Source organism: Kitasatospora sp. NPDC087861, assembly GCF_044742585.1.
Taxonomy (GTDB): Bacteria; Actinomycetota; Actinomycetes; order Streptomycetales; family Streptomycetaceae; genus Kitasatospora.
The window spans coordinates 1-18513 of record NZ_JBIUUS010000067.1 but is presented as its reverse complement, the minus strand read 5'-3'; the positions used below and the strand labels follow the sequence as shown (position 1 = coordinate 18513).

The 18513-nt window shown below is 71.3% G+C and carries 15 protein-coding genes and 3 pseudogenes; 12 read left to right on the top strand and 6 right to left on the bottom strand.

Annotated elements, in window-relative coordinates; translation table 11 throughout:
* The 3 genes and pseudogenes from ACIOJE_RS40000 to ACIOJE_RS39990 all read left to right on the top strand — a co-directional run.
* Nucleotides 1–283, top strand: a pseudogene (locus tag ACIOJE_RS40000) (NmrA family transcriptional regulator); the annotation flags it as partial.
* A 191-nt stretch (nucleotides 284–474) separates the two neighbouring features.
* Nucleotides 475–1074 (top strand): DUF1772 domain-containing protein, encoded by a 600-nt coding sequence (locus ACIOJE_RS39995; RefSeq protein WP_280678898.1) that lies wholly within the window; start codon nucleotides 475–477, stop codon nucleotides 1072–1074.
* A gap of 270 nt (nucleotides 1075–1344) precedes the next feature.
* On the top strand, nucleotides 1345–2058 hold the full coding sequence (locus ACIOJE_RS39990; protein WP_280678896.1) for a polysaccharide deacetylase family protein: 714 nt from the start codon (nucleotides 1345–1347) through the stop codon (nucleotides 2056–2058).
* A 114-nt stretch (nucleotides 2059–2172) separates the two neighbouring features.
* Here ACIOJE_RS39990 and ACIOJE_RS39985 read toward each other — a convergent pair whose 3' ends face one another.
* Nucleotides 2173–2667 (bottom strand): DUF1772 domain-containing protein, encoded by a 495-nt coding sequence (locus ACIOJE_RS39985; RefSeq protein ID WP_280678894.1) that lies wholly within the window; start codon nucleotides 2665–2667, stop codon nucleotides 2173–2175.
* 149 nt (nucleotides 2668–2816) lie between these two features.
* Between ACIOJE_RS39985 and ACIOJE_RS39980 the strand changes: the two genes are divergently transcribed.
* The 4 genes from ACIOJE_RS39980 to ACIOJE_RS39965 all read left to right on the top strand — a co-directional run bounded on the left by ACIOJE_RS39980 (nucleotide 2817) and on the right by ACIOJE_RS39965 (nucleotide 7366).
* On the top strand, nucleotides 2817–3824 hold the full coding sequence (locus ACIOJE_RS39980; protein WP_280678892.1) for an AraC family transcriptional regulator: 1008 nt from the start codon (nucleotides 2817–2819) through the stop codon (nucleotides 3822–3824).
* A gap of 99 nt (nucleotides 3825–3923) precedes the next feature.
* Nucleotides 3924–4502, top strand: coding sequence for a TetR/AcrR family transcriptional regulator (locus ACIOJE_RS39975; RefSeq protein WP_280678890.1), 579 nt, complete (start codon nucleotides 3924–3926; stop codon nucleotides 4500–4502).
* 43 nt (nucleotides 4503–4545) lie between these two features.
* Nucleotides 4546–5736 carry an SGNH/GDSL hydrolase family protein gene (locus tag ACIOJE_RS39970; RefSeq protein WP_400783428.1) on the top strand — a complete coding sequence of 397 codons (1191 nt, stop codon included), beginning with the start codon at nucleotides 4546–4548 and terminating at the stop codon, nucleotides 5734–5736.
* A 367-nt stretch (nucleotides 5737–6103) separates the two neighbouring features.
* On the top strand, nucleotides 6104–7366 hold the full coding sequence (locus tag ACIOJE_RS39965) for an alpha/beta hydrolase family protein (RefSeq protein WP_400783425.1): 1263 nt from the start codon (nucleotides 6104–6106) through the stop codon (nucleotides 7364–7366).
* 21 nt (nucleotides 7367–7387) lie between these two features.
* Here ACIOJE_RS39965 and ACIOJE_RS39960 read toward each other — a convergent pair whose 3' ends face one another.
* From ACIOJE_RS39960 to ACIOJE_RS39945, 4 genes are all read right to left on the bottom strand, one after another.
* A complete protein-coding gene (locus ACIOJE_RS39960) occupies nucleotides 7388–8248 on the bottom strand; it encodes a DUF3592 domain-containing protein (protein ID WP_280678884.1) in 861 nt (286 codons plus the stop codon).
* A 197-nt stretch (nucleotides 8249–8445) separates the two neighbouring features.
* The gene (locus ACIOJE_RS39955; protein ID WP_400783423.1) at nucleotides 8446–9537 is read right to left on the bottom strand and encodes a hypothetical protein; all 1092 of its coding nucleotides are present in this window, start codon (nucleotides 9535–9537) and stop codon (nucleotides 8446–8448) included.
* Between the two features lie 609 nt (nucleotides 9538–10146).
* Entirely contained in the window at nucleotides 10147–10896 is a 750-nt protein-coding gene (locus ACIOJE_RS39950) for an SDR family NAD(P)-dependent oxidoreductase (protein ID WP_400783420.1), read from the bottom strand.
* Nucleotides 10897–11074: 178 nt separating this feature from the next.
* The gene (locus ACIOJE_RS39945) at nucleotides 11075–12358 is read right to left on the bottom strand and encodes a vanadium-dependent haloperoxidase (protein WP_400783417.1); all 1284 of its coding nucleotides are present in this window, start codon (nucleotides 12356–12358) and stop codon (nucleotides 11075–11077) included.
* 453 nt (nucleotides 12359–12811) lie between these two features.
* Between ACIOJE_RS39945 and ACIOJE_RS39940 the strand changes: the two genes are divergently transcribed.
* The 4 genes and pseudogenes from ACIOJE_RS39940 to ACIOJE_RS39925 all read left to right on the top strand — a co-directional run.
* Nucleotides 12812–13570 carry a hypothetical protein gene (locus ACIOJE_RS39940; RefSeq protein WP_400783415.1) on the top strand — a complete coding sequence of 253 codons (759 nt, stop codon included), beginning with the start codon at nucleotides 12812–12814 and terminating at the stop codon, nucleotides 13568–13570.
* Complete coding sequence (locus ACIOJE_RS39935; protein ID WP_400783413.1) at nucleotides 13567–14082, top strand: DUF302 domain-containing protein; 516 nt, start codon at nucleotides 13567–13569, stop codon at nucleotides 14080–14082. Before ACIOJE_RS39940 ends, ACIOJE_RS39935 begins: the two co-directional genes overlap by 4 nt.
* Before the next feature lie 307 nt (nucleotides 14083–14389).
* Entirely contained in the window at nucleotides 14390–15304 is a 915-nt protein-coding gene (locus tag ACIOJE_RS39930; RefSeq protein ID WP_400783410.1) for an NAD(P)H-binding protein, read from the top strand.
* 103 nt (nucleotides 15305–15407) lie between these two features.
* Nucleotides 15408–15947: pseudogene (locus tag ACIOJE_RS39925) on the top strand (IS5/IS1182 family transposase); the annotation flags it as partial.
* Here the strand turns inward: ACIOJE_RS39925 and ACIOJE_RS39920 are convergent.
* Nucleotides 15916–16845 (bottom strand): annotated as a pseudogene (locus ACIOJE_RS39920) (transposase); the annotation flags it as partial. The pseudogenes ACIOJE_RS39925 and ACIOJE_RS39920 overlap by 32 nt on opposite strands.
* 123 nt (nucleotides 16846–16968) lie before the next feature.
* On the opposite strand from ACIOJE_RS39920, the gene ACIOJE_RS39915 reads away from it, so the two are divergent.
* Nucleotides 16969–17850, top strand: a complete 882-nt coding sequence (locus ACIOJE_RS39915; protein WP_280678871.1) for a phenylalanine 4-monooxygenase — start codon at nucleotides 16969–16971, stop codon at nucleotides 17848–17850.
* The last annotated feature ends 663 nt before the right edge of the window (nucleotides 17851–18513 follow it).

The following is an 18513-nucleotide window of genomic DNA, read 5'->3' as shown; positions in this document are numbered from 1 at the left end:
TGAGCTGACGGGGCCGCGGTTGTTGTCGTTCGGGGATGTGGCGGTGGAGTTGTCGCGGGCGACGGGGCGGGTGGTGCGGTTCGAGGCGGTGTCGGGGGAGTCGTATCGGCGGGTGTTGGAGGAGGCGGGGTTGCCGGGGGACTTCGCGGAGTTGTTCTCGGTGATCCTGGACGGTCGTAATGCGTCGTTGGGGGACGGGGTGCGGCGGGCGTTGGGTCGTGAGCCGAGGGACTTCGCCGACTTCGCCCGTGAGGCCGCGGCCTCGGGCGTGTGGAACGTGTGAGCCGCCCGCCGATCCACCCGCGGCACCGCCCGACCGCCGTGCCAGTCAGTTCCGTTGATCGTCGGTGCCGGGCCTCGCCGGCTTCCTGACCGTCCGCCCGGGCCGATCCGGGAGGGGTGCGGAAGCCGGTGCCCGGTACCGTGACGGCCCCCGCGCTGGGCGGGGGCCGGGGAGAAACCGAAGGATTACCGATGCGCTCGAACCAGTCCGCGACCCCTGCTTCCTACACCGCTCCACCCTCCTTCAGCGGCCTCGCGCCGGGCGCCCCGACGTCGGCGGCCCCCGCCGCGCGGAGCAAGGCCGCCGGGCCCGTCCTCGTGGGCGCGACCATCGCCATGGGCCTGATGGCGGGCCTGTTCTTCGCCTTCGACGTGTCGGTGATGCCGGGCCTGGCGGCCGGCGACGACCGGACGTACGTGACGGCGATGCAGCACATCAACAAGTCGATCGAGAACGGGATGTTCGGCCTGGTCTTCGTCGGCGCCTTCGTCGCGACGGGCGTGGCGGCCTGGCTGCAGCACAAGGCCGGGCGTCGGCAGGCGGCGCTGTGGGCGGCCGCGGCGACGGTGCTCTACGTGGTGGCGCTGATGGTCACGATGGGCGTCAACATCCCGCTCAACAACCAGCTGGCGCAGGCCGGCGACCCGTCCCAGATCACCGACTTCGCCGGCGTGCGCGCCAAGTTCGAGGGCACCTGGGTGGCCACCAACATGCTGCGCACGCTGCTCTGCACGGCGGGGCTGGCCGCTCTGACCCGGTCCCTGGTCCTGCACGGCCGCGCCTCGCGCTGAACGTCCGTGTGCGCTGGACGTCTATGCGCTGAGCGCTTGCGCGTCGGACGGTCCTCGCGCTCCGAACGCTCGGGCCCCGCAGCGGGGTTGCCGCACCGCCTCCGGTGGATCCCGCCGGGGGCGGTCGGCATGCCCGGGCTCCCGGCCCCGCCGCTGGTCAACCCGCCGAGCGGCTGGCCGAATTCGCCCCCGGCCGGTCGCGGAGGCAGCGCCCTTCGGCGCAGACTGGGCGGTACAGGGCAGTTCCGACCTCACGGGCAGGGGGCAGGCATGGTCGCACATTCCGGCAGGCGTAGGTCAGTTGGAGGGTTCAGGGCCACGATCGGCGCACTCGCCGTCGCGCTGCTGGCCGGAGCGGCGGTCGCGGTGCCCGCGGCCCCGGCCGAGGCGGCGGGGGGCAGGGCGGACGCGGCGGGCAAGGGTGGAAAGGTCGTCTACCTCACTTTCGACGACGGCCCCAGCCCCGCGTACACGCCCGAGATCCTCGGGATCCTCGCCCGCTACGGGGTGCGCGCGACCTTCTTCGAGATCGGGCAGAACGTCGCCGCCCATCCCGGGCTCACCGGGCAGGTCGCCCGGGCGGGCCACAGCGTGCAGAACCACTCCTGGTCGCACCCGGACCTGCGCAGGCTCTCCGGATCCGCCCTCAACGCCCAGGTGACCGACACGGACCGGGCGATCCGCGCCCAGACCGGTCGCACCCCCAGCTGCCTGCGCCCGCCGTACGGCGCGGTCAACGGCGCGGTGCGCTCGCGCGCGGCGGCGCTCGGCAAGCAGGTGGTGCTGTGGTCGGTGGATCCGGCCGACTGGTCCCGGCCGGGGACGGCGGCCATCCAGTCGCGGGTGCTGAACCACGTCCGCCCGGGCTCGGTGGTCCTGATGCACGACGGCGGCGGCAACCGCGGCCAGACGGCCGCCGCGCTGCCGACGATCCTGTCCACCCTCAAGGCGCGCGGGTACACCTTCGGCACTCTCTGCGGATAGCGGATCACGCCTTCGAACTCCCGCTACGCGAGCGGGAGTTCGAAGGCGTGATCGCGCCCCGACCGGTCGGCCGCGGCAGGCCGCTCCGTCAGGGCGCTCCGGCAGGCCGCTCCGTCAGGCCTGGCCGTGCAGGATCAGCGCCCAGGCGAGGCAGCCGAGGGCGGCGGTGCAGAGCAGGGCGCGTAGCACGTTGAAGCGGACCCAGCGGGCTTCGAAGCGGCTTCGGACGCCGGCGGGGTCGGTGATGCGCTTGGGTTCGCCGGCGGCGGCGAGTTCGTCGTTGAGCGGGATGTTGACGGAGCGGGTGACGCCGATCGCGGCGACGTAGAGCACGAGGGCGGCGATGGTGGCGGGCAGTGCGTGGTGGCCGTCGGAGGGGAGGTGGAGGGCGACGGCGGCGCCGGTGCTGAGGAGGGCGCCGACGAAGCCGAGGACGAACCAGCCGTTCAGGATCGCCACGTTGACGCGCTGCATGACCTCGATGAACGCGCGGTCCTCGACCCGCGCGAGCGCGGGCATGACCGAGCACGCGTAGGCATAGAACAGCCCGGCGGTCAGTCCGCAGGTGACGGTGGCCGCCACCAGTACGAGTGTGCGTGCCAGTTCCATCTTCGTAGCCCCTCACTGTCTCTGCGTATCGGTCCGTCCCCCGTGCGCCGATCATCCGGCATCCGGGCCGCTCGGGCCACCTCGATCGCTCAAGACCCTCTCAAATGACGAGACGTCAAATGATGTCCTGCCGTCTACACTTGGGTCCCATGGACACTCTGACGGGACTCCTCGACGGCCCCAAGGCCCGCGGCGCGTTCCTGCTGCGCTCGATCCTCACCCCGCCGTGGTCGCTGCGGATCGAGGACCGGGCCCCGCTGTCGGTGGTGACGATGGTCCGCGGAGAGGCGTGGATCCTGCCCGAGCGCGGCACCCCGCTGCTGCTGCACCCCGGCGACGTGGCGATCGTGCGCGGTCCGGAGCCGTACACGGTGGCGGACGACCCCGACACCCCCGTGGACGTGATCGTCGGCCCCGGACAGGTCTGCACCCGCGGCGGGGTCGACGTCTCCGAGGTGATGTCGCTCGGCGTCCGGACCTGGGGGCAGGGCCGGGAGGGCGATCAGGCCTCCTCGGTGGTCCTGTCCGGCACCTACCAGGCCGAGCACGAGATCGGCCAGCGCCTGCTCGGCTGCCTGCCCGCCCTGCTGGTGCGCCCGGCCGGCACCGGCGCGGACGACACCCTGGTGCACCTGCTGGCCGCCGAGATAGGGCGCAACGAACCCGGCCAGGAGCTCGTCCTGGACCGCATCCTGGACCTGCTGGTCGTCTCCGTCCTGCGCTCCTGGCTCGCCGCCCCCGACTCCGGCGCCCCCGCCTGGTACCGGGCTCAGCACGACGCCGTCGTCGGGCCGGTGCTGCGGCTGATGCACGACGACCCGGCCACCGCCTGGACGGTCGCCGACCTCGCCCAGAAGGTCGGGGTGTCGCGGGCGGGACTGGCCCGCCGCTTCACCGCGCTGGTCGGCGAACCGCCGATGGCCTACCTGGCGGGCTGGCGCCTGGCCGTCGCCGCCGACCTGCTGCGCGAGCCCGAGTGCACCGTCGCCTTCGCGGCACGCAAGGTCGGCTACAGCAACGCCTTCGCCCTCTCGGCGGCCTTCAAGCGCGTCCGCGGCGTCAGCCCGCAGGAGCACCGCCGCCTCGCGGCCGCCGGGGTCCCGGCGCAGCAGGCCGGCTTCTCCGGGCCGGCGGACACGGTGATCCTGGCGGGCTGAGCCCGGTGGCTCCGGGGCCACCCGAAGTGCACTCGTTTGCCATTTGCCTAAACCATGTAGGTAATCCCATACTGGCTATAGCCGGATGGGAGGAAGCTCATGGCACGGGTAGGACTCAGTACGCAACGCCTCGTCGTCGCGGGTGCGGAACTCGCGGACGAGGTCGGATTCGACCAGGTCACGGTCGCCGCGCTGGCACGACGCTTCGGCGTCCAGACCGCCAGCCTCTACTCGCACGTCAAGAGCTCCCAGGACCTCAAGACCCGCATCGCCCTGCACGCCCTCGAAGAGCTCGCCGACCTCGTCGCCGACGCCCTCGCGGGCCGGTCCGGCCGGGACGCCCTCGCCGCCTTCGCCGACGCCTACCGCGACTACGCCGCCCGCCACCCGGGCCGCTACGACGCCACCCGGCTGCGCCTGGACCACGCGACGGCCGCCGCCAGCGCGGGCGTGCGGCACGCGCAGATGAGCCGGGCCCTCCTGCGCGGCTACGACCTGGCCGAACCGGACCAGACCCACGCGGTCCGCATGCTCGGCAGCGTCTTCCACGGCTACATCAGCCTGGAGGCGGCGGGCAGCTTCAGCCACACCGCCGTCGACCCGCAGGCGTCCTGGACCTGGATCATCGACTCCCTCGACGCCCTGCTGCGCCAGGGCGCCGTGCCTCGGCACGCCTGACGAACCCCGCCGAAGCCCCCCCGACGAACTCGACGAGACAGCCATGAACACTTCGCACACCACCCCCTCCAGCACAGCCCTCCCGATCACCACCCCCGTCACCGAGGCCCTGCTCCACGGCCACCTCGACGTCGAGCACACCGAGCGCGGCCTGCTGCCGCACCGCCTGCCCGCCCGGGCCCGTCGGCAGATCCCCGACGAGCAGCTCGCGATCGCCGAGTCCCAGCCCTCCGGCGTCCGGCTGGCCTTCCGCACCCGCGCCACCGCGATCGACCTGCACACCGTCCCCACCAAACGGGTCTACCCGGGCGTGCCCACCCCGCCCGACGGGGTGTACGACCTCCTCGTGGACGGCCGGTTGGCCGCACAGACCACGGTGTCCGGCGGCAACCTGCGCACCATCGACCTGAGCACCGGACGCGTCGAGCTGACCCAGGGCCCGCCCGGCACCGCCCGGTTCACCGGCCTGCCCGCCCGGGACAAGACCGTCGAGATCTGGCTCCCGCACACGGAGACCACCGAACTCATCGCCCTCGACACCGACGCCCCCGTCACCCCGGCCCCGGACACCGGCCGCAGGCGCTGGCTGCACCACGGCAGCTCGATCAGCCACGGCTCCAACGCCACTCACCCGACCGGTACTTGGCCCGCCATGGCCGCTGCCGGCGCCGGCGTCGACCTGGTCAACCTCGGCTTCGGCGGCAGCGCCCTGCTCGACCCCTTCACCGCCCGCGCCATCCGTGACACCCCCGCCGACCTGATCAGCCTCAAGATCGGCATCAACCTCGTCAACACCGACGTGATGCGCCTGCGCGCCTTCGCCCCGGCGGTCCACGGCTTCCTGGACACCGTCCGCGAAGGCCACCCGGCCACGCCCCTGCTCGTGGTCTCGTCCGTCCTCTGCCCGATCCAGGAGGACACCCCCGGCCCCCTCGCCGCCGACTTCAGCACCGGGACCCTTCGCTTCCGGGCCACCGGCGACCCGGCCGACACCGCCGCCGGCCGCCTGACCCTCGCCGTGATCCGGGCCGAACTCGCCCGCATCGTCGCCGCCCGGGTGGCCGACGGCGACCCCAACCTGCACTACCTGGACGGCCGTTCGCTCTACGGGGAGACCGACCACGACGAACACCCGCTCCCCGACGACCTGCACCCCGACCAGGCCGGCCACCTCCGTATCGCCGACCACTTCACCCGGCTGGCCTTCGGCAGCACCGGCCCCTTCGCGAGCTGACCCACAGCGCCGCGCCCGCGCGCGACGATGGGACAACGATCAAGGGGGGAAAGGTCGATGAGGAACGCGAGCACAGTGGTGGCCGCCGGCGTGGCGGCACGTCGGGCACCCTCAGCGAAGCCGACCTCTGTGCCGTCCTCGAAGGCCTCGGCTACCCCGCCAGGAACACCGACGTGCACCCCTCCGAGGCCGCACCCGGCTTCGCCCTGGAGATCCCCGAAGTCGGCCCCTGCATCAGCGGATCGCTGGCCTCACCGCATGCCGTCCACCCGCACGGCAGGTACCTCGACGGCGGCTGCGTCGAACCCAGGGGCGGCCACCGACCCGGGGAGTCCATGCCCGATCGTTCTCGCTAGTGTTCTCACCCATGCGAATGGATGAGGTGGGGACACTGGAGGTGGCGCGGGGCTTTGCCGCGCTGCTGCGGGCGGAGGCGTTCGCGGAGACCGTGGAGCTGTTCGCGCCGCCCCTGCGGGCCGCGGTGTCCGCCGATGCGCTGCGGCTCGCGTGGGCGGCCCAGATCGCGGAACAGGGTGGCGTGGGGCTGATCGGGGAGCCGGTGAGCGAGCCCGGAGAAGGTGACCTGGTGCGCGTTCGGATCCCGGTGGCCTGCGCGAACGGCGGCTTCACCGTGGTGACGTCGGTCGGCGGTGACGGCCTGCTGCACGGCCTGCGGTTCGACCGGGACGGCAGCGCCGAGTGGCAGCCGCCGCACTACGCGGATCCGGCCCGGTTCACCGAGCGGGAGGTCGTGCTCGGTACCGGTCCGCTCGCGGTGCCCGGCACGCTGACGCTTCCCGTCGGCCCCGGACCGTGGCCCGCCGCCGTGCTGCTCAGCGGCGGTGGCGCGTTCGACCGGGACGAGAGCAGCGGCCCCAACAAGCCGCTCAAGGACCTCGCCTGGGGGCTCGCCACCCGGCAGGTGGCCGTGCTGCGCTTCGACAAGGTGACCTTCGCGCACCCGGAGCGCCTGCCGGCGGACTTCACCATGGCCGACGAGTACCTGCCGGATGCACTCGCCGCCGTCCGCCTCCTCCAGGGGCAGCTCGAGGTGGCCCCGGACCGGATCCACCTGCTCGGCCACAGCATGGGCGGCAAGGTGGCACCCCGCATCGCCGCCGCCGACCCGTCGATCGCGGGCCTGGTGCTGCTCGCCGCGGACGCCCAGCCGATGCACGAGGCGGTGGTCCGGGTGGCCCGTCACCTCGCGGCGCTCGCCCCCGGCTCGATCACGGACGAGGCGCTGGCGACACTGGCCCGGCAGGCCGCGTTGGTGGCCGGCCCCGAGCTCACGGCCGACACGCCGTCGGAGCTGCTGCCGCTCGGGTTCTCCGCCGCCTACTGGCTCGACCTGCGGGCGTACGACCCGGTGGCCACCGCGGCCGGACTCGGGCGACCGATGCTGATCCTCCAGGGCGGGCGGGACTACCAGGTCACCGTCGCCGACGACCTGACACGTTGGCAGGCCGCTTTCGCTGATCGGACCGAGGTGACGATCCGGGTGCACGAGGACGCCGATCACCAGTTCTGCGCCGGCACCGGCCCCGCCACTCCGGCCGACTACGCGCGACCGGGGCACGTCGTGCCGGCGGCGATCGACGAGATCGCGACCTGGCTGGCGCGGCTGTAGGCCTGGCCGGTGCATCGAGCGTCACACCATGACCGCTCCCACGACGACCGCCGCCACTGCGACCAGGAGGACCACGACGGAGCAGGTGAGGTCCGTCCTCCGGGTCCGGCGTTCGGCGGCGAGGTCCGGGGTGAAGACGCCCGGGTCGTCGGGCGCGTAGTGGATCGTGACGTCCCGGCCGCGCGAGTTGGCCGGGTCCAGCAGCCCCGAGTCGCAGTAGGCGAGGACGGCGGTGCCCTCGTGGGTGGTGAAGGCGACGACCGGTGACCGGCTGACGAACGTGTCGCCGTCCTCGTTGGTTTGGACGTTCTTGACGACGGCGATGACACGGCCCTGGACGGGTGCCACGGAGGCCAGCCGGTCGAGATGGCGCCTTCGGTGGCGTGCGTCCCGGGGCAGAGCGCACGCGATGGCGACGGCGAGCGGCCCGCCGACGCCGAGCAGCGCCCACGGCCAGCCCCAGTCGATCGCGGCGAGGACCACCAGCCCGACGTAGACCAGGAAGACCGCGAAGCTCGGCCAGCCGAGCCCGCGCCGGCCGTCCTGGAGGTCGTCGGCGAACTTGAAGGCATGAGGCCTCCCGGGCGGGTAGCGGACCCCGATCTCCCGACCCGTCCAGGCCGTGGTGACCAGGTCGCCGCAGTCACCGTCGTTCGTCACGGTGAACTCCTGCCCGGTGGACGGGTCACGGAAGGAGACGACCACCGGTATCCCGTCGCTCAGGGAACCGTCGTGCCGGGGTTCCCGCACCCGCTCGATCCGCCCCATGACCCGGACCATCCGCTGGCCCCGGGTCACCCCGGCCAGCGACCGCCCGAACCCGAGCAGCGCCATCGCGCCGAACACCCCGCACCACAGCGTCAGAAACTCGTTCCAGCCCATGCGCCTTCCTCCTGCCACCTTCGGGGACGGTCTGCCGGGCACCCCGTCACCGGTGCGGAGCGGCAGATGTCCTCCGCTGTCACAGGCAACCCGGTGGGTGCAAGGTCTACCACGTCCGGATCAGTGTGAGGCCGCGGCGGTGGTTCCAAATCCGCTCGCGGCCAACGGCCTTGGCACCCTGCGATCGGGCCCGGGGGTCAGCGTGCCGGGGTGCGCCGTACCACTTGGCCCTGCCCGTCCGCCTCCAGCGAGGCCGTTCCCTCGGCCCCGGTCACACCGACCTTGATGGTGAGGGAGCCGGTGAGACCGTCGGCGGTGATCTGCCAGGTCTGCGGGGCGTGGACACCGAGGGTGGTCCTGGCCTCCTTGACCAGGGCCGGGAGGCGCTCGTACGGCAGCGACAGCGGATCGAACTGCGGGGCCGGCACGCCGGCCGGGGAGAACACGACCGACAGCAGGCGCTCCTGCACCACCACGGTGATCGCCTGGAGCGGATCCTTGCCCGCGGTCAGTGAGTTGACGGCACGGCGCAACTCGCCGTCGTCGAGGAAGGACTGGCCGGGGCCGAGGGAGACCGTGCCGGACAGCGCGGACTCGACCGTGGAGGACGACGTCGAGGAGACCGACGTCGTCGAGGACGAGGACGGCGCGGCGGTGGTCTCCTGCTCGAACAACTCCACGCGGAACAGCAGGACCACGGCAGCCGCACCGAGCAGCAGGCCGAGAAGCGCGACGAGGTCGAAGGCACCTCCTTCGGGCGGCTCGCTCACCGTGGCCGGCCCGGGCGCGGAGTCGAGGTGAGCCGCTGCCGCCCGGTCCTCCCACTCCGGTGTCGGCCGCTTCACGATCTTCACCCGCCACGGCTGGTCCGGCGGGTAACGGACCACCAGGATGCCGCCCGGTCGGTAGTCGGGGAGATCGACGAGGTTGATGTTCTGCCTGAACTCGACGCGGTACGCCGACGCGTCGTCCGGCGCGACGGTGAGATCGAACTTCACCGGTATGTCGCCGGTGTCACCTCCGACGGCTTTGAGGCTCTCGATCATCGCGAGCGCCGTCCGGGGCACGACGGCCGCCTCCCGGGCCCGCCGCGGCCTACCGGCGAGGAAGCGGAGCAGGCCGTACACCGCGGGCAGGACCAGCCCCGTGACGAACAGCGGCACGCTCTCGACGACGACGCCAACGACGAGCGCCGCCAACGTCGTTCCGGTCACGCCACCCGCCAGGAAGGTGCGGGCGAGGGCGACGGGCGTGCTGTGCGTCGGCGGCGCGCTCGTGACGATCGTCATGCGGGTGATTCTGCCGGGCGGGGGTGACAGCCGGTAGGCCTGTGCGTGTCCTTGTGCTCAGGGCTGTCCCGTGATCGATCTCCGGGGTGTCTCGGGTGATGGCCTGCTCGGCGGCTGTCGGTGCTACGCGGCCTGGACGAGGGAGGGCCTTGGAGAGCCGGAGGGCCCAGACGGGGACGCGGCGCTCGGTGTCGCCGAGCGGAAGGGCGAGACGTGTGATCGGCCCGACCCCACCATCGCTGAACCTCGACGACCAGCGCGTCGGCCATACAAACGATCACGATCCCCCGCTAGAGCCACCTACCGGTGGGCCGTGCGCAGTCACCCGAACAAGTCGAAGCACTGGGTCATCAACCGATACTTCGGCACGTTCAACCCGACCAGAGGGGACCGCTGGGTGTTCGGCGACCGGGAATGGGCAGGCACGGTTCGCCCAATCATGGAGGTCTCTACGCTTCATGATCACCGGGGGATCCGTGTCGGGTAGCCCGGCCGCATTACTGCGGCCGGGCCCCGCAGGGCGGGGGTGTTCCTGATGAAGCTGTCGAACCCCAGCGGGGGGCGCCCGAGCAGCTCGGCGACTGTGGCCGGGGATGCCGTGTGGCGGCCTCAGATCTGAGCCATGCCGCCGTCGACGCTCAGGTCCATGCCCGCACAGAAGCTGCTCTCATCGGATGCGAGGAAGAGGGCGGCCGCGGCGACCTCCTCGGGTCGTCCCATGCGTCCGAGGGGGATGAGTGATGTGAAGGCTGCTCTGATCGCGTCCGCGCCTTCCTTCGAGTCTGCTTGGCTGTCCATGATCGGAGTGTCGATCGGGCCGGGGCTGAGGGTGTTGACCCGGATGCCGCGGTTCCCCAGCTCCTTGGTCCAGGTGCGGGCGTAGGAGCGCACGGCGGCCTTGGTGGCGCTGTAGGTGGTGTACCCCTTGAAGCCGGTGTAGGCGGCGATCGATCCGACGAGGATGATCGAGCCGCCGTCCTTCATCAGCGGCAGCGCTTCCTGGGCGGTGAAGAGCGTGCCACGGGCGTTGAGGTCGAAGGTGCGGTCGAAGCCCTCTTCGGTGATCTGGCCGAACTCCTGCGGGGCGACCAGGCCCGAGTTGGCGACGACGACGTCGATCTTCCCCTTCTCCTTCTCGATGGTCCGGAAGAGTCGGCCGAGGTCGGCGGGGACGGTGACGTCGCCCCGAACCGCCGTGACGTTCCTGCCGATCCCGTCCTTTGCCCGGTCCAGTTCGGGCTGGCGCCGCCCGGTGATGAACACGTAGGCCCCTTCCTCCACGAACCTCCGTGCGATCGCGAGTCCGATACCGCTGCTGCCGCCGGTGACGAGGGCGACCTTGCCGTCCAGCCTGTTCATGGTCGTGACCTTTCATGTGTGAGTCGCGGGAGATCCGGTTCCGGTCCCTGTGGGCCTTTCGCCAACCCCCGATCCCACCGGCGCCTGCGTGACGAGGAGTCGGCTGTACCCGACACGTCGGGTGCAGCCGACTGCTCACCACGGGGCGTTCACGCCGTGCGGGTGCCCGTGCGGGCGATCAGAGATGCTGTGCCACGAAATTGGCCACCTGCTTGCCGAGTTGCTGACCGGCACTGTTGTCGATGGAGGTGTGCTGGCCGGACCAGATCCGGCTGAGCCACGCTTCGGTGGCGGCGTCCTGGAAGCCGGCGAAGGTTCGGGTGACGCCCTTCGAGGTCACCGTGAGCTGGTGCTGTGCGCCGTAGAATCCGGCGAGCGTCGTCGCCGCGGCCTGGCTGAGAGCGCCGTGGGCGCCGGGGTAGGACGGGTCCGGGGCGGTCGGCAGGAGGGGGGTCCAGTTGGGATCGCCGACGATGCCCGGGTTGTAGTGCGTGTCGCCGAGCTGGATGGCGGTGACCGGCCGCCACACGTGGTAGGCGTACTTGGCGTCGTACATCGCGATCGCGGTGTCGGCGAGGGACAGGTCGAGCCGGGCGAAGACCTTCACCGTCTGCTCCAGGCTCGCGTTCTGGGAGGTGACGAGGTCCTGCGCGACCTGGTTCCAGACGTTCCAGACGGGTGCTGCCGCCCAGAACGTCGCGGCCGCGGTCTGATCGGCGGTGCGGGTGGTACTGGTCTTGCTCCCCAGGCTCTTGACCTCGTTCAGGGCGGCGGCGTACTCGGGGGTGCCCACGGCCGGCGGCGCGGCCGGGCGGAACTGGCTTCCGCTCGTCAGCACGAACGGTTTGACCGAGCCCCAGTTGGTGAACACCGGTGCGGGGAAGTCGGGCGGTGTGAGCCGGTAGTCGCCGGGGGCGGTTCCCGGGGTGAACGGCGGTGGCGTGGCCGAGGACCCGTCATCGGACCGCAGGCTGATCAGCTTGCCGGCGACGGCTGCTCCCACGGTGACGCCCGCCTGTTTGTCGGCTCCGTCGGTGATCGCGGACAGCTGGCTGCTCAGCTGCTGGTCCACGCTCGCGCGTTCGGCCGGGTACAGCGCGACCAGTACGTCGTGGGCTGCCTGGTCGGCTGCGACGTCCGCACGGGCGCCTTGCGGCGCCGGCACCGAGAACAGGTAGGCGGGATCGGTCCGGGTGATCGATGTCACCGCGTCGTACTCGGCGGCCTGGAGGAGCGCGAAGCTGCGCGTGGGGTGGACGGTGGGCGGCTGGGCCTTGGGATCGCTCAGGATGGTGATGAGCGCGCGGTTCCAGTCCACGACCGACGTCCCGGTCCCCGCAGCGGTGGCGCTCGCGGTCGGTGACTGAGCAGCGGGGGAGGCGGCCCCGAAGGCCGGGCTGGTGAGTCCGGCCGCCAGCACGGTTCCCGTCAGGATGGCGAGTGTCTTCTGCTTTCCGTTCATGTGCGGTGGCTCCTTCTCGCTGGTGGCAGGCTGTGGCAACCGGTGGTCATGTCGGATGCTCGGACCATTCGGGTGCATCACTTGGGCCACTGCGGACCAGGTGGTCAGCGGAGAGCGGATCGAGAGGGGAGTCCGTGGCACGTGCCGCCGAGAGGACATCTGCCGCGGAGTCCGAGGGGGACTGCGAAGCGACGACGGGGACTGCGAAGCCGGTCTCTCTTCGCGTCATCATGGCCGCATACCAGATAAACAGCCTGCGGGTACTCGATCCACGTCGCAACTCCAACCCGACTTGCGGGGCGAACCGATCCATGCCGGTGCTGGGACAGCAAGGGCACCACCTCACCGCTCGGGAACCCGGCCCCGGGACGGCTGACGTTCGGCGCCGCGTGCGACAGTCGAGAGCTTCGGTCAACCTTGGTGGAGGTGCACACCACTGGAGGAGCGTGGTCCATGACCGACGAACTGCTCGACCTGGCCATCGCCACGGCCGGCGGCCACGAACTGTGGAACACCGTGCGCGGACTGAAGGTCGACATCTCGATCGGGGGCCCGATCTGGGCATCGAAGGGCTGGCCGACGGGTCGGACGTTCGACCAGGTCATCACGCTGGATGTGGGCCGGGAGCACATCGTGTTCAGCCCCTTCACACGCCCGGACCGGCGGATGGTCTTCGACGCCGCAGCCGACCGGGTCACGGTGCAGACCCTCGACGGCGAGCCGGTCGAGACCCTCGATCCGGCCCGCGCCGCCTTCAAGGGCATGCTGCGGGGCAGCGCCTGGGACGCCCCGCACCTGGGCTACTTCCTGGGCTACGCGTGCTGGAACTACTTCACCACACCGTTCCTGTTCGCCCATCCGGGTGTCCGAACCCGCGAGATCGAGCCCTGGCACGAGGCCGGACAGACCTGGCGACGCCTGGAGGTGCGCTTCCCGGCCGAGATCGCCACCCACAATCCCGACCAGGTGTTCTACTTCGACACCCTCGGCATGCAACGACGCATGGACTACGTCGTCGAAATCAACGGCAGCACACTGGTCGGCCACTACACCAGCCGCCACAGGTCCTTCGACGGCCTGCTGGTGGCGACCCGTCGGCGAGTCTTCCGCCGCAACCCCGACGACAGCGTGAACCTCAACCTGCCGTCCATCACCCTCGACATCCACAACGTGGAACTGGTCCGCTCCGGCACGGAGGAAACACAGCCATGACCACGCACACCACGAGCGTCGACCACCTCGCACGGCGCCTCGTCGTGGCGCTCCCACAGCCGTACGACGCGGCCCGCGAGCAGTACGAGACCCTGGTCCCGGAGGTCGATCAGGCCCGCTTCTTCCAGATGGCCTCCTGGCAAGCCACGCTCGAACTCGCCGAGATCAACGCCCCGTACGGGTTCATGCGCTACCACCGCGGCGACCTCACCGCCCTGATGGCCGGATCGCCCTCCCTCTGGAAGGCCACGCAGTACCTGATGGGCAACCACACCATCGCCGAACGCATGTTCCGCCACGACCCGTCGGTCATGCTGCACGCGCCGCTGCGCACTCTCCTCTACGCCGACCCCGACGGCGACACGAAACTGGCGGTCGACCAGCCGAGCCTGCTGTTCGACAGCTACCACGACGGGCGGATCTCCGACGTCGGTCGCGAACTCGACGCTCTGCTCGCCCAGTTGATCGGCCTACTCGGAGGCGAAATGCCCCCGCAGCTGGCAGCCGCGTAAGACCGAGGCCGATGCGGAGTCCGTTGCGAGTGACCGGGTGGAACCCGGCGACGGCACCACGCTGCCGGCCGCGTCGCCCGGTCGTCGGACGCGCGCCGTGGACAGCCTTCACGACCCCACCCGCGCCCCGCCCGGGACCCGTGAACCGACCGCCACGATCACCGACGCGCCTGCGGCGTACTGCTGCCGCAGGTACGGTGAAGGAGGCTGCGGCCCGGCCCGGCCCGGCCTGTGCCGTCGCCGGGGTCGACGATGGTGCCAGCGGCGGGGCCGGACGCCCGGTCCGGAAGACAGGAGGCGATCGACGATGCATGTCCAGCCCATCCTTGTCACAGGCGTTGGTGGCGGCGTCGGCGGAGTCGGACGAACGGTCCTCGACCGGTTGCATGCCGAGGGCGTGCCGGTCCGGGCTCTCGTACACCACGACGACGAACGGGCCTCGGCTCTGCGGGCCATGGCCGGCGTGGACGTGGTGGTCGGAGATCTCACCCGTGGCGCCGACGTGGTGGAGGCGCTGGCGGGCTGCCGCCGGGCCTACTTCGGGATGAGCGTGTCGCCCGCGTACCTGGAGGCTGCGACGACGGTCGCTGCGGCCGCCCGGGAAGGTGACGGTCTCGAACTGCTGGTGAGCATCTCGCAGATGACGGTCTCGCAGATGAGCCTCACCAGCGATGCCGAATCCCGGCAGCAGCGGCTGCACTGGCTGGCCGAGCACGTCCTCGACTGGTCGGGGGTGCCGGTCGTCCATGTCCGGCCCACGGTGTTCATGGAGAACCCGCTCTTCGCCCGGGTCGCTGTCGCCTCGATCCTGCGGGACCGCACGATCCGCCTCCCGTTCGGCTCCGCCCGGACTTCGCCGGTCGCCGCGGCCGATGTGGCGGAGGTCATCACACGCCTCCTGCTCGACCCGGCTCCGCCGTCCGGCCGCGTCTACGAACTGACCGGAGCGCGCTCCCGGGACATGGCAACCATCGCGGCCGAGTTCTCCGCTGCCCTGGGCCGTACCGTGACCTACGTCGACGTGCCGTACGAGGAGTGGCTGGAACACGACCTCAAGGAGCAGGACCTGCCGCCGCACGTCTTCGAGCACATCGCCACGATGGCGCGGCTGCACGGCGAGAACCGGTACGACCGGGCCACGAACGACGTCGCCGAGCTGCTCGGGCGCCCCCCGCTGGGGTTCGACAGCTTCATCAGGAACACCCCCGTCCTGCAGTCGTAGTCAGAGGCTCCGCCAGTAGGCGCTGAAGTGAGTGGCGGTAGTAGGGCAGGCACGGTTCGCCCGATCATGGAGGTCTCTACGCTTCATGATCACCGGGGGATCCGTGACTGCCGTCCCATCATGCATGCTGGACCCGATTCGTGGCCGGTTCCTCGCGTTGTTGCCGGTGCGGGAGGACCGCCATCCGTGGGGCTGCCACAACCCGCGCATCAGTGACGCGGTGGTCTTCGACCGTCTGGTGCAGGTCCTGGTCTTCGGCTGCGGATACGAGCGGGTGGCCGACGGTTCCTGCTCCGCCACCGCCCTGCGCCGTCGACGCGACGAATGGATCGCCGTCGGCGCGATGGAGACCCTGCGCCTGCTCGTCCTCGCCTGCTATGACCGGATGATCGGCCTCGAACTCGACCAGCTGTCCGCCGACGGCTGCATCACCAAAGCGCCCTCCGGCGGAGAATGCGCGGGCAAGAGCCCCGTCGACCGAGCCAAACAGGGCATCGAACGCTCGCAGTTGACGGACGGGTACGGCATACCGCTGGTCACCGATCCCGCACCGGCCGACACTCGCGACCACACGTCGCTGCCCGCCACCCTCGCCCGCTTCGCCGACCTGGGGTGCCCTCGGGGCAGCCGGCCAGGTCGACCATGCCGGTCAGCTCGGCGACGTCCGCGCTGGCGCGCTGGGTCCCGTCCTGCTCCAGCGCAGGGTGCCAGACTTGCGGAGGCAGGGCGCGGATCGCCTGGCGGACCGGTGCGGTGACGGCGTGTCCGACGGAGAAGGAGGTCTGGACGCCGCGGTGACGCAGGGCGCGTATGTGGGCCAAGAAGGCTTTCGCGCTGCCGGCGCTGTCGGCGCGGATGAGGATCTCGGTGCCGTGGCGGTGGGCGTCGGGGATCTGGGCCAGGGCGTTGTCGAGGACGGTGATGTGGTCGGCGGCGGTGTTGGCGCCGGCGTTGCCGGGTCGCAGGAGGCCGACCAGGGCTTCGCCGGTGTTGTCCAGGAAGCACAGCAGTGGGTGGTAGCCGAAGCCGTGCTTGTAGGTCGCGGCGGCCTGTTCCTTCTCGGAGTGGCAGGTGACCAGGGTTGCGTCGAGGTCCAGGACCAGGCCCGGGAGATCACGGCCTGCGGCGCGGGCCGCCGGTATCCCGGCTCTGCTCTCGGCGGCCTGCATCCAGGCGGTCTCGCGGGCGGTGGCCCGTGCTGCCCGCAGCGCGGAACGGGCCGGCGCATCGGTGGCGGCCGGCACCCGCCAGGCGGTGGACGTGGAGGCCACCGTGCCGAATATCGCGGGCTGGTCGCGGAGCAGGGCCAGGCCGCCGATGGCTTCGCCGCCATCGGCGAGCATCACCGCCCGGTCCACGGCGACGCGGCGGGGGTCGTGTCCGGTGCCGCGCGGGCGCAGTCGGCGCAGGGCGTTGCTGAACGCGCCGGTGAGGCCGGTGGCGTCGGCCAGGTCGGCGAGCAGGCGCGAGCCGGCGTGACTGACCACCCCGCGGCCGTCGGAGGTGACGACGAGCTTGGGACGTGCCCCGTGGGCGTGCACGCAGAAAGCTCGTTCCCGCTGGTACGACGCAGACCTTGGGCAAGCCTCATCGTTCCAGCCCAGCCGGGGTGTTGTGGAGTCGTTGATGGTGATTCACGGTCCCACCGGGGAACGGTAGAAGCCATGAGCGATGCATCGGAGCTGGTCCCGGTCACGCCAGACGGCAGGCTCGCTCCTGTCGCTCTGCACCCCGGTCTGCGTGACCCCCGCTATCTGGCGCGGCGAGGCGCGCTCGTCGCGTTGGCGCGCAGCCACTGGGTCGGCGACCCTTCGCCGTCGGTCGCGTACCGCACTGCGGAGCACGCGACGTGGCGCACGGTCCACGCGGCGCTGGAGCCCGCCTTGCGGGCCCACGCGTGCCGGGCGGTGCTGGCCGCCCGCGAGGACGCGTGCATCCCCGCGGACCGCATCCCGCAGCACGGCGAGGTCGGGGCGCACCTGCGGGCCCGGACCGGATTCGACTTCACCCTGGCCGGTGGTTTCGTGTCGAACCGGCGGTTCCTGGGGGCGCTGCGGCACGGCTACTTCCACGCGGTGCAGTTCGTCCGGCACCCCGCAGCTCCGCTGTACACGCCCGAACCTGACGTGATTCACGACGTGTTCGGCCACGGCGTCCACCTGGCCTCGACCCGGTTCGCCGAGCTGTACCGCCTGGTCGGCCGGGCAGCCGCACAAGTGCGGACCGAGGAAGCCCTCAGCCTGCTCAGCCGGGTGTACTGGTACACCCTCGAATGCGGCGTGGTCACCGAGGCCGGGGCGGTCAAGGCGTACGGCGCGGCGCTGCTCTCCTCGCCCGGCGAACTGCGCCGGTTGCCCTGGTGCGAGATCCGCGACTGGGACCTGCGCGCGATGGCAGGCACCGCGTACCGGGTCGAGGGGTACCAGCCCGTCCTGTTCGCCGCACGCTCGATGGATCACCTCACCGATGCCCTCGCCGCGTTCTGCGAGGACTTCGACGACGACACCGGGGCCCGACTGAGGACCGCTAGGAGTGTCCGCCGGTAGGGGGCTTCCACTGGGCGCAGCGCGCCCGACTCCGCCTTCCGCCGGCGGGCTCCGGAGCTGGCCGACCAGTTGCTCAGCACTGCCTGCGTGTGACCGAGGGGACCGGAAGCCGCACGAGGGCGTTGGACCCGGTCATCGGGGGCGTGCGCCGACACCCCGGCTTGGCAGCGACCCATGACCGGGCTCCACGGCGTCTTGTCGTGACGCCTGCTGATCACGGCCGCCGGAACCGACCGGGGCCTCGAATCGCACGTCCCATGCACCCATGCCGATTGGGCGTGGCAGAACCCTCCCCGCCAGCACGCAGAACGTGCACCCGCCTGGGTCGAGCGAGCCCTCCACAAGGCACATCGCCCCAGGCCAGGAGCCCCCTGCACACTTCTGCCTCCAAGTAACCGCGCCCCAAAGGAAACCGCCAGGTCAGTCCGCGGCCGTGCTGTCCACCGAGCGCCCGACGCGGGCGGACTGGCGGACGCGGCGGGGTGGTTCCGGATTTCGTTTCCGGCGTTCAAAAGCCATTTGAGAGAAGGCTTTTCAGTTGGTTGTGTCGCGTTTTTCGCCGAGGCTCTGTGTGAATTGGTGGGTGTGGTGGGCGAGGTGGTGGGGGGTTTCGAGGGGGAGGGTGTGGCCGGTGTTGGGGATGGTGATGAGGTGGGTGTGGGG

Bases quoted from the DNA above. Each gene is read 5' to 3' on its own strand.
- ACIOJE_RS39995 (WP_280678898.1), top strand. From the start codon at position 475: ATGCGCTCGAACCAGTCCGCGACCCCTGCTTCCTACACCGCTCCACCC.
- ACIOJE_RS39990 (WP_280678896.1), top strand. From the start codon at position 1,345: ATGGTCGCACATTCCGGCAGGCGTAGGTCAGTTGGAGGGTTCAGGGCC.
- ACIOJE_RS39985 (WP_280678894.1), bottom strand. From the start codon at position 2,667: ATGGAACTGGCACGCACACTCGTACTGGTGGCGGCCACCGTCACCTGC.
- ACIOJE_RS39980 (WP_280678892.1), top strand. From the start codon at position 2,817: ATGGACACTCTGACGGGACTCCTCGACGGCCCCAAGGCCCGCGGCGCG.
- ACIOJE_RS39975 (WP_280678890.1), top strand. From the start codon at position 3,924: ATGGCACGGGTAGGACTCAGTACGCAACGCCTCGTCGTCGCGGGTGCG.
- ACIOJE_RS39970 (WP_400783428.1), top strand. From the start codon at position 4,546: ATGAACACTTCGCACACCACCCCCTCCAGCACAGCCCTCCCGATCACC.
- ACIOJE_RS39965 (WP_400783425.1), top strand. From the start codon at position 6,104: ATGCGAATGGATGAGGTGGGGACACTGGAGGTGGCGCGGGGCTTTGCC.
- ACIOJE_RS39960 (WP_280678884.1), bottom strand. From the start codon at position 8,248: ATGGGCTGGAACGAGTTTCTGACGCTGTGGTGCGGGGTGTTCGGCGCG.
- ACIOJE_RS39955 (WP_400783423.1), bottom strand. From the start codon at position 9,537: ATGACGATCGTCACGAGCGCGCCGCCGACGCACAGCACGCCCGTCGCC.
- ACIOJE_RS39950 (WP_400783420.1), bottom strand. From the start codon at position 10,896: ATGAACAGGCTGGACGGCAAGGTCGCCCTCGTCACCGGCGGCAGCAGC.
- ACIOJE_RS39945 (WP_400783417.1), bottom strand. From the start codon at position 12,358: ATGAACGGAAAGCAGAAGACACTCGCCATCCTGACGGGAACCGTGCTG.
- ACIOJE_RS39940 (WP_400783415.1), top strand. From the start codon at position 12,812: ATGACCGACGAACTGCTCGACCTGGCCATCGCCACGGCCGGCGGCCAC.
- ACIOJE_RS39935 (WP_400783413.1), top strand. From the start codon at position 13,567: ATGACCACGCACACCACGAGCGTCGACCACCTCGCACGGCGCCTCGTC.
- ACIOJE_RS39930 (WP_400783410.1), top strand. From the start codon at position 14,390: ATGCATGTCCAGCCCATCCTTGTCACAGGCGTTGGTGGCGGCGTCGGC.
- ACIOJE_RS39915 (WP_280678871.1), top strand. From the start codon at position 16,969: ATGAGCGATGCATCGGAGCTGGTCCCGGTCACGCCAGACGGCAGGCTC.